The following is a 13,261-nucleotide window of genomic DNA, read 5'->3' as shown; positions in this document are numbered from 1 at the left end:
ATTGCGCCGCGTGCATGGCGCTCAGCTTGCGCCGCGATGATGTGCGGCGTGCTGGCCGTGGCCGGTCTTCTCGTGGCGCCGCGGGCACACGCGGTCTATGCGATCGCGCAATACGGCGCACCGAAATATCCGGCGGATTTCAAGCACTTCGACTACGTCAACCCGGACGCGCCGAAGGGCGGCACGCTGGTGCTGGCCAATCCGAGCCGCCTGACCAGCTTCGACAAATTCAATCCGTTCACGCTGCGCGGCAATACGGCGCCGGGTGTGGACCTGATGTTCGAAAGCCTCACCGTCGGCAGCAGCGATGAAGTGGCGTCCGCCTACGGGCTGCTCGCCGACGACATCAACATCGCCCCGGATGGCCTGTCGGTGACCTTCCACATCAATCCGCGAGCACGGTTTTCGAACGGCGATCCGGTCACCGCCGACGACGTGAAGTTCTCGCTCGACACGCTGAAAAGCCCCCAGGCCGCGCCGCAATTCGCATCGATCTTCGGCGAGATCACGCGCGCGGTGGTGATCGATCCGCACACGATCCGCTTCGAGTTTCACCAGCGCAATCGCGAGTTGCCGTTGCTCGCGGGTGGCATACCGGTGTTCTCGCGCAAGTGGGGGATGAAGCCGGACGGCAGCCGGATTCCGTTCGACCAGCTCGCATTCGAAAAGCCGATCGGCAGTGGGCCTTATCTGATCGAACAATACGACAACGGCCGCACGATCACCTACCGACGCGACCCGAATTACTGGGGCGCGGCGCTGCCGGTGCGCGTCGGCATGAATAACTTCGATCGCGTCGTCTACAAGCTGTATTCGGATAGCACGGCTCGCCTGGAAGCGTTCAAGGCCGGCGAGTACGACGCGCTGGTCGAATACGTCGCGCGCAATTGGGTGCGGCGTGACGTCGGCAAGAAATTCGATAGCGGTGAGCTGATCAAGCAGGTGTTTCCGCAACATAACGGCACCGGCATGCAGGGCTTCATGTTGAACACGCGAAGGCCGTTGTTTCAGGACGTGCGCGTGCGCAAGGCGCTCGATCTCGCGCTCGATTTTCAGTGGCTCAATCGGCAGTTGTTCTTCAATCAGTACACGCGTATCGACAGTTTCTTCGCCAACACCGATCTGCAGGCGAAGGGTCTGCCTTCCCCGGGCGAGTTGGCCTTGCTCGAACCGTGGCGCGCGAAGCTCGACCCGGCCGTGTTCGGTCCGCCGCCGAAGCAGCCGGACACCGATCCGCCCGGCTCGCTGCGCGCCAACCTGCTGGAGGCGCGCGCGCTTTTGCAGCAGGCCGGCTGGACCTATCGCGACGGCGCATTGCGCAACGCCAAGGGCGAGCCGTTCCGCTTCGAGATTCTCGACGACTCCGGTTCGTCCGCGCAGATGGAGCCGATCGTCGCGACCTTCATCCGCAATCTGCAGAAGCTGGGCATCCAGGCCACGTTTCGCGTGTCGGATTTCGCGGTCTATCAAAAGCGTCTGGACGCATTCGATTTCGACACCACCACCATCCGCATGCCGGACGTGCAGGTGCCCGGCTCCGAGCAGATCGAACGATTCGGCAGCAAGGCCGCCGATACGCAGGGTTCCGATAACATGATCGGGCTGAAGTCGCCCGTAGTGGATGCGATCCTAAGTGCGCTCGTGCATGCGCAAACGCGCGAGCAGCTGGTCGACGCCACGCACGCGCTCGACCGTGTGCTGATGCATGGCTACTATGTCGTGCCGCACTGGTACAGCGCGACGCATCGCGTGGCGTTCAAGCGTGGCCTTGCGTGGCCCAAAACGCTGCCCCTGTACTATTCAGCGGAAGGCTGGATTACATCGATGTGGTGGTTCGCGCAGCCACAATCGCAACCGCAGCCGCCAGCGCAGCCGTAAGCACAGCCCCAGCCGCGCTAACCCGTCATTCATTCACCGCCTTCGCACCGGAAACGCCGCCATGTGGAGCTACATCCTCAAACGCCTGCTGCTGATGATCCCGACCTTGCTCGGCGTGCTGACGCTGACCTTCGTCGTGATCCAGTTCGTTCCCGGCGGACCGGTCGAGCAGATGCAGCACGAATTGCGCAAGGGCGCCGAGAACGGCGCGCCGTTCGGTCTGCGCGCGCATAACGGCGTCGACGCGCAGCAGATCGCGCAACTGAAAGCGCTATACGGCTTCGACAAACCGCCGCTCGAACGCTATGTGCTGATGCTCAAGCGCTTCTCGACTTTCGATCTCGGTCAGAGCTATTTCCGCCATCAAAGCGTGTGGTCGCTGATCGTTTCCAAACTGCCGGTCTCGATCAGCATCGGCTTATGGACGTTCTTTCTGACGTATCTGATATCGGTGCCGCTCGGCATTGCGAAGGCGATACGCAACGGCTCGCAATTCGATGTCGCGACGAGCCTCGTGGTGCTGGTCGGCTACGCGATTCCGGGCTTCGTGCTGGGCGTGTTGCTGCTCGTGCTGTTCGGCGGCGGCACGTTCCTGCAACTGTTTCCGCTGCGCAATCTCACTTCGGACAACTGGGCGCAACTAAGTGTGGCCGGCAAGATTCTCGACTATCTGTGGCATATCGCGTTGCCGATCACGGCCTCGGTCGTGGGCAGTTTCGCGGTCGTCACCATGTTGACGAAAAACGCCTTTCTCGATGAGATCCGCAAGCAATACGTGCTGACCGCGCGCGCCAAAGGGTTGTCTGAAAAGCGCGTGCTGTGGAAGCACGTGTTCCGCAATGCGCTGTTGCCGCTGATCGTCGGTTTTCCGGCTGCGTTTATCGGCGCGTTCTTTACCGGCAGTCTGCTGATCGAGACGCTGTTTTCGCTCGACGGCCTCGGGCTGCTGTCGTACGAATCGGTGGTGCGGCGCGACTATCCGGTCGTGCTCGGCACGCTGTATCTGTTCACGCTGATCGGGCTGGCGACCAAGCTGATCTCCGATCTTTGCTATGTGTGGGTCGATCCCCGCATCCAATTCGAACAACTGGAGCGCTGATGAATCGAGCCCGTCTTTCCGCCGATGCGTCCGCGCGCACCGAACCGGCGCGCGCGTTCGTCTCGCCTTCGCCCGCGCGCCGTGTGTGGCAGCGTTTTCGCCAGCAGCGTCTGGGCTACTGGAGCCTGATCGTGTTCGTCGTGGCGTTCGCGGCGAGTCTGGCCGGCCCGCTGTGGTCGAACGACAAGCCGCTCGTGGTGCGCTACGACGGCAGCCTGTATTTCCCGATGTTCAAGACCTACGCCGAGACCACCTTTGGCGGAGATTTCCCGACGCCGGCCGATTATCTCGATCCCTACATCAAGCATCGTTTCGACGCGCCGGGTAATTTCGCGCTGTATCCGCCGAATCGTTACTACTACGACACGCTGAATTACTTTTCGAAGGCGCCGAACCCGGCGCCACCGTCGCGCGACAACTGGCTCGGCACCGACGACCGCGGCCGCGACCTGTTCGCGCGTCTGCTGTACGGCTTCCGGGTGTCGGTGGAATTCGGGCTGGTGCTGACGCTGATCGGCACCATACTCGGCATCGCGGCGGGCGCCGTGCAGGGTTATTTCGGAGGACGTACCGATATCATCGGGCAGCGTTTGATCGAAATCTGGAGCGCCATGCCGGAGCTTTACCTGCTGATCATTTTTTCGTCGATCTTCGAGCCGGGCTTCATTCTGCTGATCGTGCTGCTCTCGCTGTTCGGCTGGATCGGCCTGTCCGATTACGTGCGCGCGGAGTTCCTGCGCAATCGCCACCAGGACTATGTGCGCGCGGCACGCGCGATGGGGCTGTCGAACTGGCAGATCATGTGGCGGCATGTGCTGCCCAATAGCCTGACGCCGGTGATCACGTTCCTGCCGTTTCGCATGAGCGGCGCCATTCTCGCGCTGACGAGCCTCGACTTTCTCGGCCTCGGGGTGCCGTCGCCGACGCCGAGCCTCGGTGAGTTGCTCGCGCAAGGCAAGGCGAATCTCGACGCGTGGTGGATTTCGCTGTCCACCTTCAGCGTGCTGGTGGCGATGCTGTTGTTGCTGACCTTCATGGGCGACGCGCTGCGCAACGCGCTCGACACCCGTATCTCCGATGCCATGCGCGCCGGAGGCAATCAATGAGCGCGAACTTGCAAAGTAACGGGCCACAGCCGCTGCTCGAACTGGATCATCTGCATGTCCGCTTCGGCGCTACGGTCGCGGTCAGCGACGTCACGCTCGCGATCCAGCGCGGCGAACGGGTGGCGCTGGTCGGCGAATCGGGTTCGGGGAAGAGCGTGACCGCGCTGTCGATCCTGCGTCTGTTGAGCGACGCGCAGGTGAGCGGCTCGATCCGTTTCGACGGCGAGGAGCTGCTCAGCAAAAGCGAGCGCGAGATGCGCGGCTTGCGCGGTTCGGACATCGCGATGATTTTTCAGGAGCCGATGACCGCGCTCAATCCGCTCTACACGGTCGGCGACCAGATCGCGGAGACCATCGTCGTGCATGACGGCGTGAGCGCGAACGAGGCGCGCAAGCGCGCCGTGGCGCTGCTGGGGCGCACCGGCATCGCCGAGCCGGGCAAGCGCGTGAACAGCTATCCGCATCAGCTCTCGGGCGGCCAGCGTCAGCGCGCGATGATCGCGATGGCGCTAGCGTGCCGTCCACGTCTCCTGCTGGCCGACGAGCCGACCACGGCGCTCGACGTGACGATCCGCGCGCAGATCGTCGACCTGCTGCTGGAGTTGCAACGCGACGAAGCGGAAAAACGCGGCATGGCCGTGCTGCTGATCACGCATGACCTGAACCTGGTGCGCCATTTCGCGCAACGCATCGCGGTCATGGAGAAGGGCGTTCTGGTGGAAAGCGGGCCGGTCGAGCAGGTGTTCGAGTCGCCGCAGCATCCGTACACGCAACGTCTGCTGGCCAGTCGCCCCGAACGCACGGTGGTGCCGGTTCTGCCAATTTCGCCGGTGCTGCTCGAAGCGCGCGGGATCTCGGTCGATTTCAAAACGAAGCTGCCGGGCTTCAGTGGCTGGTTTCGCTCGGGGAAGTTTCGCGCCGTCGCGGACGCGAACGTGTCCGTGCGCCAAGGCGAGACACTGGGGATCGTCGGCGAATCGGGTTCGGGCAAGTCGACGCTGGCGATGGCCTTGCTCGGCCTGCAACGCACCGTGCACGGCGAGATCGAGTTTCAGGGCAGGGCGCTCGGCAGCTATCGCGGCGCCGAACAGACCGCCTTACGCTCGAACATGCAGGTGGTCTTCCAGGATCCGTTCAGTTCGCTTTCGCCGCGCCAGACCATCGAGCGGATTGTCGGCGAAGGGCTCGCGCTACACCGGCCGGCCATGACGCCGCAAGCGCGCCGCGACAAGGTGATCTCGGTGCTGCGCGAAGTCGGCCTCGATCGCACGGTGCTGCAACGCTATCCGCACGAATTCTCCGGCGGGCAGCGTCAGCGGATCGCGATTGCGCGGGCGCTGGTGCTGGAACCGCGTATTCTGATCCTCGACGAACCGACCTCCGCGCTCGATGTTTCCATTCAACAGCAGGTGCTGAAACTGCTCGCCGGGTTGCAACAGAAGTACAACCTTGGCTTCGTTTTTATTAGCCACGACTTGGCGGTAATCGGGGCAATGGCGCATCGTGTCGCGGTCATGCAAAACGGTTCGATCGTCGAAAGCGGCGAGGTTGAGGAGATTTTTGCGACCCCCGCCCACCCCTACACTCGAAAGCTGCTGAAAGCAGCGCTGGAACATTGATTTACGGCTTTTTCACCAATTGGGTGCGTGTCTCGATTGTATTTTTCTATTTGTTTTGACATGTGAATACTTACTGGCTAGTATCGACCAAACTTTTTTCCGTAGACCCCTGATTTTTAGGCAAAAAATACCGACCAATGCAGCACAGAAACCTAACCCAGGCTTGCACGCGCGTCGTCGCCGGGATGTTCATTGGCGTCTTGATGGCAGCAGCTCCCGGCGCATTCGCCGACGAAGTAAGCAGTTTCAATCAGAATGCCTCATATTCGACCCTCAGCGGGTCGAATTCTTTGTCCGCTCCCACTTCGCAAGCAACCGCTCCCGTTAGCGACAGCGGCGCCAAATCGTTCCTGTCCGGCATGGCCGGCAAAGCGGGCGACGTGGTCGTCGGCGCGCTGAACATGATCGGCGTGCGCTACCGTTGGGGTGGCAACACCCCGGATTCGGGGCTCGATTGCAGCGGCTTCGTGCGCTACGTGTTCCAGGACACGCTCGGTATGGCGCTGCCGCGCCGCGCTGAGGAAATGAGCCGTGTCGGCGAAAAGGTTCGCGTGAGCGACCTGAAGCCGGGCGATCTGGTGTTCTTCAACACCATGCGCCGCACGTTCTCGCACGTCGGCATCTATATCGGCGACAACAAGTTCGTGCATTCGCCCTCCACGGGCAGCACGATCCGTGTCGACGACATGGATGACGGTTACTGGGAAAAGCGCTTCACCGGTGCGCGCCGGATCGAGGCGTCGTATCAGGACGGCCAGGACCTGCGCAAGCGCGTGAACGCGGCAATCGGCGGTAATCAGTAAGATTGCGTCGGCGGTTCCCGGCATGAAAAAGCCTGCTTCGAACGAAGCAGGCTTTTTTGCGTTTGAGCGGCCGGTGAGGCCGCTTCAAGGACCGCCTCAGGTCCCTTACGCCGCAGCGCGGCTCGCCGCAAGCTTGCGTTGCAACTCCGGCATCATCTTCGCCACCGCTTCCTCGCCGGCCAGAATCGCCGCGTTGCGTTGCGAGAAATCACTGCCGCTCATGGCGGCCAGATTCGGCCGGATCACGACGTCCGCGTATTTGTCGAGTTCATAGGCCTTGATCGTCTGGCCCATGATCGTGAAGGTCTGCATCAGCACATCGAAGGAACTGGCCGTCAGGCCGCTTTCCGGGCGCTGCGAGATATCCACAGCGATCACGAAATCCGCGCCCATCTTGCGCGCGAATGACGCTGGCACCGGGCTCACGAGGCCGCCGTCCACGTACTCATGGCCGCCGATCTTCACCGGCTCGAAAATCGACGGCACGCTGCACGACGCGCGCACCGCAATGCCGGTGTTGCCGCGCTGGAACAGGATCGGCTGGCCGGTTCTGAGGTCGGTGGCGACCACGCCGAGCGGCTTGGCCATCTTCTCGATCGGGCGGTTGTTGAGCGTCGTGTTCAGGTAATTCTGCAGCGCGACGCCTTGCAGAAAGCCGCGGGTGCGAAACGGCATGGCCCAGTCGCTGATCGACGCTTCGTCCATGGTCAGGGCGAGCTTGTTCAGCGCGAAGCCGTTCATGCCCGATGCGTACAGCGCGCCGACCACCGAACCGGCGCTGGTGCCGGCCACCAGATCGACCTGGATATTGCGCGCCTCGAGCCCCTTGATCACGCCAATGTGCGCGAAGCCGCGCGCGGCGCCGCCGCCTAGCGCGAGCGCGACGCGCAGCGGCCGCTGCGGTTTGTCGAGCGGCGGCGTATTGGTGGTGGGCGTGACGGCGACGGGCGTGCTGTCGGTTTTGCTGCCGGTCGTGGTGCAAGCGGCCAGCACCGCGGAGGCGGCGGCCAGTGAAAAGTTACGGCGGGCGAGGCTAGGCGATGAGGGCTTCAACGAGTTCTCCAGCAACGGCGCGAGCAACGCAGTCGGCGTCGCCGGTGGCCGCGATCAGGCGGATAGTCAGACGGACGGCATCGCCGGCGGCGATTCCATGCGCTGTGGATCCATCTCCGGCCGCAGCGCGCGCACATCATAAAGCAAAGCTCCGCGCGCGCGGCGGCGCGGTAATGAAACGTTGCAGAGGAAGTCCTCGGACGCTGTTCGGCGCCGCATGCACGCCGCACCTGGCCGTTCGGACGAGGGCAGGTAAGACGCTTCTCGAAGGTATAATTCGCCTCTCGCATTTATTTCCTTCGTGCCCATGCACGGCGCTGTTTTGCCGAATGGGCGCGCTCCGCTGCCGCGCTTTGCGGGCGATGTCTGCTCCGAGCGCCGGCGCCTGTCTTCCGAGTAACCGCTAATGACCACCTCCGTTCGTACCCGTTTCGCACCGAGTCCCACCGGCTTCATCCACCTCGGCAACATTCGCTCCGCGCTTTATCCGTGGGCGTTCGCGCGCAAGATGAAAGGGACCTTCGTGCTGCGGATCGAGGACACCGACGTGGAGCGCTCCACCAGCGAATCCGTCGACGCCATTCTCGAAGGCATGGCGTGGCTCGGCCTCGATTTCGACGAGGGCCCGTTCTACCAGATGCAGCGCATGGACCGTTACCGCGAAGTGCTCGAGCAGATGCAGGACGCGGGGCTGGTGTACCCGTGCTACATGTCGACGGAAGAACTCGACGCGCTGCGCGAGCGTCAACGCGAAGCCGGCGAAAAGCCGCGCTATGACGGCACGTGGCGTCCGGAGCCGGGCAAGGTTCTGCCGGAGCCGCCGGCCGGCGTGCAGCCGGTGCTGCGCTTCCGCAATCCGCTCACCGGTGTGGTGGCATGGGACGACGCCGTGAAAGGCCGCATCGAGATCTCGAACGAAGAGCTCGACGACCTCGTGATCGCGCGTCCGGACGGCACGCCGACCTACAACTTCTGCGTGGTGGTCGACGATCTGGACATGCGCATCACGCACGTGATTCGCGGCGATGATCACGTCAACAACACGCCGCGGCAGATTAACATTCTGCGCGCGCTCGGCGGCGAGACGCCGGTCTACGCGCACTTGCCGACCGTGCTGAACGAGCAGGGCGAGAAGATGAGCAAGCGCCACGGCGCGATGAGCGTGATGGGTTATCGCGACGCCGGTTTCCTGCCGGAAGCGGTGGTCAACTATCTGGCGCGCCTCGGCTGGTCGCATGGCGACGCGGAAATCTTCTCGCGCGAACAGTTCGTCGAGTGGTTCGATCTGGAGCATCTGGGCAAGTCCCCGGCGCAGTACGACCACGACAAGCTGAACTGGCTGAATGCGCACTACATCAAGGAAGCGGATAACGAGCGCCTCGCCGGGCTGGCCAGGCCGTTCTTCACCGAACTGGGTATCGACGACGCCGCACTCGCGCAGGGCGCCGATCTGGTGGCCGTGGTGGGCTTGCTGAAGGACCGTGCATCGACGGTGAAGGAGATCGCCGAGAACGCCGCGATGTTCTACCGCACGCCGGCGCCGGATGCCGAGTCCCTCGCGCAGCACGTGACCGACGTAGTGCGGCCGGCGCTCGCCGATCTGGCCGCGGCGCTCAAGACGGTCGAGTGGACCAAGGAAGCAATCGCCGCCGCGTTGAAGGCGACGCTCGGCGCGCACAAACTGAAGATGCCGCAACTGGCGATGCCGGTGCGTCTGCTGGTGGCGGGCACCACGCATACGCCGTCGATCGACAGTGTGCTGATGCTGTTCGGACGTGACGTTGTCGTGGGCCGCATCGAAAAAGCGCTGACCTGAGCGCGTTCGTGCGAGCCTTGAGAGGGTTTGCATGCGACTTGTGAAAAAAGTCGCATGCAATTGCTCAAAGGGTATTTACAAAGCCCAAATTGGCCTCTAGAATCTCGTTTCTGTTCTGCAAGGGGGGTATAGCTCAGCTGGGAGAGCGCTTGCATGGCATGCAAGAGGTCAGCGGTTCGATCCCGCTTACCTCCACCATCAGAGCAGAGTGAAGTCGTTCCGAAGTCTGGAGCTTGTAGCAAAAAAGACTTCACAAACGGTTGTAACGTAGTTTAGAATATCGGTCTTTGCTGCTGACGAAACAAAAGTTAGCGTGAGTTAGCAGCAAGATAAAGACAGATCTGAAAAGATTATGTCCCCTTCGTCTAGAGGCCTAGGACATCACCCTTTCACGGTGAGTACAGGGGTTCGAATCCCCTAGGGGACGCCAAACATCAGCGTCGCTTTAGTATTCGATTTATTCGAGTAGTAATAAGCAGCGCAGCTTGCAGAGAAAAAACCAACGCTCGCAAGTCATTGATAGGCAAACTGGAGCGGTAGTTCAGTTGGTTAGAATACCGGCCTGTCACGCCGGGGGTCGCGGGTTCGAGTCCCGTCCGCTCCGCCAGACAAAGCCCGTTCATACGAACTTGAACGGGCTTTTTCATTAAAGGTGTAAGCAGTACGTTGTCCCCTTCGTCTAGAGGCCTAGGACATCACCCTTTCACGGTGAGTACAGGGGTTCGAATCCCCTAGGGGACGCCAGTACATCGGCGTCGTTCGGTTGGAAGTTGAACGGTGCAGCAGTGAATGAGCCTGGCTCATGAACGCGGTGCAAAAATCTGGAGCGGTAGTTCAGTTGGTTAGAATACCGGCCTGTCACGCCGGGGGTCGCGGGTTCGAGTCCCGTCCGCTCCGCCAGATTTGAGAAAGCCCACTTCGAAAGAAGTGGGCTTTTTTTATTCCGCCATTCAGCGCGCCTGGGTATGCTCGGGACAAACAGCCATTGCCAGCGCGCGCGGCCTGTTTTACCGTTGACCCGACTCTTCCCTGTCGCCCTGCCATGTTCGATCCAACCGAAGCTCCGTTACCGTTTCATCTGCGCAAGGCCAGCATGGACGATTTCGAGTTCGCCGAGGCGCTGACTCGCAACAACATGGGCGGTTACTACCGTCGCCACCATCTCGTCTGGCGCGGCGATCTGTTTCTCGGTAGCTGGCGCGAGTCGGAGAATTTCATTCTCGAAATGGACGGCACGCCGATCGGCGTGCTGCGCATCACGCAAGAGGGCGATTCGCTGCATATCCGCGACGTGCAGATTGCCGAAGGCCATCGCCGGCTCGGCGCCGGCACGTATCTGCTCGATGTTTCGCATCAATGGGCACGCGAGCGCGGGCTGCGCGAGTTGCAACTGAGGGTGTTCGTCGACAATCCCGCCGCCCGGCTCTATCAGCGCAAAGGTTATAAGCTGGCCGGGCCGCGTCTTGCGCAACTCGGCGCGATCCGTCATCTGGCGCGTCGGGTTTGAGGCGGCGGTGTTGGCACGCAAGGTCCGCGGTGCTGGTGTTTGGCACGCTGGCTTTGAAGCGTCGGGTTTGACGCACGCGGTCTGAGGCGCTAGTGATTGACACGCAGGGTTTAGAGCGCCGCTTTAGGCGCGCCGCGTCCAAAGCGCGCGTTTGACGCCGAAATTTCAGGCGCTCATTCAACGTGCGGCGTCGCTCGATGCATCCGCGCGATCTCGCGCCGTCTCGTCATCCGCCTCCGTGTCGCCGTGCTCCCCATGCCCCGCCCGATGTTCCGAGCCGCGCTCGATAAACGCGCGCGGACTTTCGCCGAACGCACGGCGGAACATCGCGGAAAACGCGCTCTGACTCTGATAGCCCAATTCCAACGCGACATGCGAAAGCGGCCGTCCCTGGCTCAACAGCGGAATCGCGCGCGCCAGAATCGCCTGTTGGCGCCATTGCGAAAAACTCACCCCCAGCTCCTGACGAAACAGCCGCGCGATGGTCCGCGTGCTCGCGCCCACGCTGGACGCCCATTGTTCGAGCGACTCGCCATGCGTCGGGTCCGCAATCACCGCTTCGCACAGTGCGCGCAGACGCTTTTCATTGGGCATCGGCACGGAGAGCGGCAGCGGCTCCGAGCGAGTCAATTCGTCGAGTGCGAGAGCGCCCAGCAACTGCTCACGCGTAGCCGAGATGCCCGGTGTGTCGAGCGCGGCAATCACTTCGCGCAGCAGATCCGAGACCTCGACCACGCGCGGCGTATCGAGCCCGGCCGGCACGGTGCTTTCGGTGATGTAGAGCGTGCGCAGAAACGCGTCTTCGACGGCGACCACTTCGTGCGTCACATGCGGCGGCACCCAGATTGCCCGCGACGGCGGCACCATCCACGTCGTGCCGGTCGTCGCGACCCGCAGCACGCCGCGCGACGCGTAGGCTACCTGCGCCCACGCATGCGTGTGACGCGCAATGCGCCAGCCCGAGGGCATCTGCCGCGAGCGCACGCGAATCGGATGCGTTTCGTTCGGCTGGAACTCGGGCGGAATATCGGCGAAGCGTACGAGGCTCGACAGGTTGGAGTCGGCGGACGAAGTCATGGTGTGAAGATCGATCCCGATAACGGACCGCGGCAAGCGCGGACCTCGAAAGTCATCCGAAAGCACCGCAAGGCGAAACCCGGTGCGGGCGGTCAAACCGCCAAACCGCCGCAGGATACTCATTGTAGGTGTTGCGCAAGACCCGGCGTTGCATAATGTCCCGATTGCCCGGACCGAAGGAGAACGCCATGAGTTTTGCTACCGCGGACTTGTGCGACGCGCACGAGGATCAGCTGGCGCTCGGCACGCTGCGCGTGCTCGAGCCGGTCTTTCACCTGTTTAGCCGCGCCGAGTGTTTCAGCGGTGAAGCGGTGACGCTGAAGGTCTTCGAGGACAACGCACTCGTGCGGGCCACGCTCGAGGAGAAGGGCGCGGGCCGTGTGCTGGTGGTCGACGGCGGCGGCAGCCTACGTTGCGCGCTGGTCGGCGGCAACCTTGCGCAGATCGCGGAACAGAACGGCTGGGCGGGCATCGTCCTGAACGGCTGTGTGCGCGATACGCTGGAGTTGAACGAGGTCAACGTCGGCATTGCGGCTTTGACAACCTCCCCGCGGCGCGGCCAGAAGCTCGGCACCGGCGAGCGCGACGTGACGGTGCAATTGCCCGGCGCGCTGGTGCGTCCCGGCGAATGGATCTACGCGGATATTGACGGCGTGCTCGTGGCAAGCGCGGCGCTTAACTGAGCCGCAGCCGGGACTTGAGCTCGAACAGAGCCAGAAACAGAAGCCACCCAAACCCCAATTGAAGGAGAGCAAACGACGATGCAGACCGTCTTTGTATACGGCACATTGCGCGCCGGTGAAGTGAACGACATCCGCCATGCCGCAGCGCGCAATGAGATTGCCGCCCCCAATCTGCTCGGCACGGCCACGGTCCGCGGCCATCTGTTCGACTTCGGCTCGTATCCGGGCCTCGTGATCGACGAAGCGGGCGTCGACGTAATCGGCGACGTCTACGAGATCGACGACGAACTCGTCGCCGTGCTCGACGAAATCGAGGCGGTCTATCCAGGCGTCGAGGATCGTTTCCTCGCACGCGAAGTGATGGTGAAGGTCGACGGCAACGTCGTGAACTGCCGTTTTTATCCCGTTGCGCCGAACGCGGTGAAGGGCTTGCCCGAAATCAGATCGGGCGACTGGATCGAGTACCGCAGCACGCGCTGACTGGCCTCGCCACGGCGCGCGCGCATAAAAAAACGGCCCGGCAAGCATACGCCTGTCGGGCCGTCCGGTCGGTCAGCCTTGCGACTCAAGTCGCTTTCGCGCTGCATGTGACACGCGAAAGCAGGCTTGCTGCTGCGTCG

The 13,261-nt window shown here is 62.6% G+C and carries 11 protein-coding genes and 5 tRNA genes; 14 read left to right on the top strand and 2 right to left on the bottom strand.

Features of this window, described 5'->3' with window-relative positions:
• The first annotated feature begins 36 nt into the window (after nucleotides 1-36).
• The 5 genes from PQR32_RS22705 to PQR32_RS22685 all read left to right on the top strand — a co-directional run bounded on the left by PQR32_RS22705 (nucleotide 37) and on the right by PQR32_RS22685 (nucleotide 6,505).
• Entirely contained in the window at nucleotides 37-1,878 is a 1,842-nt protein-coding gene (locus tag PQR32_RS22705; RefSeq protein ID WP_408232241.1) for an extracellular solute-binding protein, read from the top strand.
• A 61-nt stretch (nucleotides 1,879-1,939) separates the two neighbouring features.
• Nucleotides 1,940-2,977: a microcin C ABC transporter permease YejB gene (locus tag PQR32_RS22700; RefSeq protein ID WP_408231904.1), complete on the top strand. Its 1,038-nt coding sequence runs from the start codon at nucleotides 1,940-1,942 to the stop codon at nucleotides 2,975-2,977.
• Complete coding sequence (locus PQR32_RS22695) at nucleotides 2,977-4,083, top strand: ABC transporter permease (RefSeq protein ID WP_408231901.1); 1,107 nt, start codon at nucleotides 2,977-2,979, stop codon at nucleotides 4,081-4,083. Before PQR32_RS22700 ends, PQR32_RS22695 begins: the two co-directional genes overlap by 1 nt.
• Entirely contained in the window at nucleotides 4,080-5,702 is a 1,623-nt protein-coding gene (locus PQR32_RS22690; protein WP_408231899.1) for an ABC transporter ATP-binding protein, read from the top strand. Before PQR32_RS22695 ends, PQR32_RS22690 begins: the two co-directional genes overlap by 4 nt.
• Before the next feature lie 137 nt (nucleotides 5,703-5,839).
• Nucleotides 5,840-6,505, top strand: coding sequence for a C40 family peptidase (locus PQR32_RS22685; RefSeq protein WP_408231897.1), 666 nt, complete (start codon nucleotides 5,840-5,842; stop codon nucleotides 6,503-6,505).
• A gap of 105 nt (nucleotides 6,506-6,610) precedes the next feature.
• On the opposite strand, the gene PQR32_RS22680 is transcribed toward PQR32_RS22685, so the two are convergent.
• Entirely contained in the window at nucleotides 6,611-7,558 is a 948-nt protein-coding gene (locus PQR32_RS22680) for a patatin-like phospholipase family protein (protein ID WP_408231894.1), read from the bottom strand.
• 406 nt (nucleotides 7,559-7,964) lie between these two features.
• On the opposite strand from PQR32_RS22680, the gene gltX reads away from it, so the two are divergent.
• The 7 genes from gltX to PQR32_RS22645 all read left to right on the top strand — a co-directional run bounded on the left by gltX (nucleotide 7,965) and on the right by PQR32_RS22645 (nucleotide 10,881).
• Entirely contained in the window at nucleotides 7,965-9,374 is a 1,410-nt protein-coding gene (gene gltX, locus PQR32_RS22675; RefSeq protein ID WP_408231891.1) for a glutamate--tRNA ligase, read from the top strand.
• A 122-nt stretch (nucleotides 9,375-9,496) separates the two neighbouring features.
• A tRNA-Ala gene (locus tag PQR32_RS22670) sits at nucleotides 9,497-9,572 on the top strand.
• Between the two features lie 156 nt (nucleotides 9,573-9,728).
• Nucleotides 9,729-9,804, top strand: a tRNA-Glu gene (locus PQR32_RS22665).
• Between the two features lie 100 nt (nucleotides 9,805-9,904).
• A tRNA-Asp gene (locus PQR32_RS22660) sits at nucleotides 9,905-9,981 on the top strand.
• A 61-nt stretch (nucleotides 9,982-10,042) separates the two neighbouring features.
• Nucleotides 10,043-10,118, top strand: a tRNA-Glu gene (locus PQR32_RS22655).
• Nucleotides 10,119-10,197: 79 nt separating this feature from the next.
• Nucleotides 10,198-10,274, top strand: a tRNA-Asp gene (locus tag PQR32_RS22650).
• A gap of 142 nt (nucleotides 10,275-10,416) precedes the next feature.
• Nucleotides 10,417-10,881: a GNAT family N-acetyltransferase gene (locus PQR32_RS22645; protein ID WP_012433487.1), complete on the top strand. Its 465-nt coding sequence runs from the start codon at nucleotides 10,417-10,419 to the stop codon at nucleotides 10,879-10,881.
• 177 nt (nucleotides 10,882-11,058) lie between these two features.
• On the opposite strand, the gene PQR32_RS22640 is transcribed toward PQR32_RS22645, so the two are convergent.
• Nucleotides 11,059-11,958 (bottom strand): AraC family transcriptional regulator, encoded by a 900-nt coding sequence (locus PQR32_RS22640; RefSeq protein ID WP_408231888.1) that lies wholly within the window; start codon nucleotides 11,956-11,958, stop codon nucleotides 11,059-11,061.
• 188 nt (nucleotides 11,959-12,146) lie between these two features.
• Here PQR32_RS22640 and rraA point away from each other — a divergent pair, with 188 nt between their 5' ends.
• Both rraA and PQR32_RS22630 read left to right on the top strand, forming a co-directional pair.
• On the top strand, nucleotides 12,147-12,641 hold the full coding sequence (gene rraA / locus PQR32_RS22635; RefSeq protein ID WP_408231885.1) for a ribonuclease E activity regulator RraA: 495 nt from the start codon (nucleotides 12,147-12,149) through the stop codon (nucleotides 12,639-12,641).
• A 78-nt stretch (nucleotides 12,642-12,719) separates the two neighbouring features.
• On the top strand, nucleotides 12,720-13,121 hold the full coding sequence (locus PQR32_RS22630) for a gamma-glutamylcyclotransferase family protein (RefSeq protein WP_408231882.1): 402 nt from the start codon (nucleotides 12,720-12,722) through the stop codon (nucleotides 13,119-13,121).
• Nucleotides 13,122-13,261 lie beyond the last annotated feature (140 nt).

This window comes from Paraburkholderia dipogonis, from assembly GCF_046027395.1.
Taxonomy (GTDB): domain Bacteria; phylum Pseudomonadota; class Gammaproteobacteria; order Burkholderiales; family Burkholderiaceae; genus Paraburkholderia; species Paraburkholderia dipogonis_A.
This window is presented reverse-complemented; position numbering and strand designations above follow the sequence as displayed.

Excerpts from the sequence above, each read along its gene's own strand:
- PQR32_RS22705 (WP_408232241.1), top strand. The coding sequence starts at position 37 with ATGATGTGCGGCGTGCTGGCCGTGGCCGGTCTTCTCGTGGCGCCGCGG.
- PQR32_RS22700 (WP_408231904.1), top strand. The coding sequence starts at position 1,940 with ATGTGGAGCTACATCCTCAAACGCCTGCTGCTGATGATCCCGACCTTG.
- PQR32_RS22630 (WP_408231882.1), top strand. The coding sequence starts at position 12,720 with ATGCAGACCGTCTTTGTATACGGCACATTGCGCGCCGGTGAAGTGAAC.
- PQR32_RS22645 (WP_012433487.1), top strand. The coding sequence starts at position 10,417 with ATGTTCGATCCAACCGAAGCTCCGTTACCGTTTCATCTGCGCAAGGCC.
- PQR32_RS22695 (WP_408231901.1), top strand. The coding sequence starts at position 2,977 with ATGAATCGAGCCCGTCTTTCCGCCGATGCGTCCGCGCGCACCGAACCG.
- PQR32_RS22640 (WP_408231888.1), bottom strand. The coding sequence starts at position 11,958 with ATGACTTCGTCCGCCGACTCCAACCTGTCGAGCCTCGTACGCTTCGCC.
- rraA (WP_408231885.1), top strand. The coding sequence starts at position 12,147 with ATGAGTTTTGCTACCGCGGACTTGTGCGACGCGCACGAGGATCAGCTG.
- PQR32_RS22685 (WP_408231897.1), top strand. The coding sequence starts at position 5,840 with ATGCAGCACAGAAACCTAACCCAGGCTTGCACGCGCGTCGTCGCCGGG.
- gltX (WP_408231891.1), top strand. The coding sequence starts at position 7,965 with ATGACCACCTCCGTTCGTACCCGTTTCGCACCGAGTCCCACCGGCTTC.
- PQR32_RS22690 (WP_408231899.1), top strand. The coding sequence starts at position 4,080 with ATGAGCGCGAACTTGCAAAGTAACGGGCCACAGCCGCTGCTCGAACTG.